The 952-nt window shown below is 47.5% G+C and carries 1 protein-coding gene; it reads left to right on the top strand.

Annotated features, from left to right (window positions below):
* Positions 1 to 7 precede the first annotated feature (7 nt).
* On the top strand, positions 8 to 952 hold a 945-nt coding region (locus tag A3738_RS08985; RefSeq protein WP_231876593.1), incomplete at its 3' end, for an acetyl-CoA C-acyltransferase.

Genomic DNA, 952 nt, shown 5'->3' with positions numbered 1-952 from the left:
TGCAGTTATCGTAGCGGCGGGGCGCAGCGCCATCGCTTCATTCGGTGGTTCTCTTTCTTCCTTGAGTGCCGTTGAGATTGGAACACAAGTTGTTTCTGGTTTACTAGAAAAGACCGGCATTAACACCGATCAAGTGGATGAAGTAATTTTAGGACAAGTACTCACCGCCGGCTGCGGACAAAACCCAGCAAGACAAACAGCAATTAAGGCTGGATTATCAGTGCAAACACCTGCGCTCACCATTAACAAGGTGTGTGGATCCGGTTTAAAGGCAGTACAAATGGCAGTACAAGCCATTCAGCTTGGTGACGCAGACATTATTATCGCCGGCGGGCAAGAGAGCATGAGCAATGCTCCACATGCACTTCCAAATAGCCGCAACGGACAGCGTATGGGGCCTTGGAATATGGTCGACACGATGATTACCGATGGCTTATGGGATGCTTTCAACGATTATCACATGGGCATTACCGCGGAAAACATTGCAGAAAAATATGAAATCGATCGAGAGGCGCAAGATGCCTTTGCTCTAGGCTCACAGAACAAAGCAGAACAAGCACAAGCAGATGGCAAATTTAGTGATGAAATTATTGCCATTAGCATTCCTCAGCGCCGCGGCGACCCTATCATATTTGATAAAGACGAAAACATTCGACTAGGTGCAACAATAGAAAGCATCGCTAAAATGCGTCCGGCATTTAAAAGAGATGGCACCGTCACAGCTGCGAATGCCTCATCACTCAATGACGGCGCAGCGGCAGTCATTGTATGTAGCGAAGAGAAAGCCAAAGAACTAAACCTACCCGTTTTAGCCACAGTAAAAGCTTACGCTAATGCCGGAGTACAACCTGAAATAATGGGTACAGGCCCAATTCCTGCCAGTCAGCGTTGCCTTGAGAAAGCAGGCTGGACAATCAACGACCTTGATCTCATAGAAGCAAACGAAGCATTT

The organism is Oleiphilus sp. HI0066, from assembly GCF_001635725.1.
Note: the sequence above shows the minus strand (reverse complement) of the source record. Positions and strands in the feature narration are given on the sequence as shown.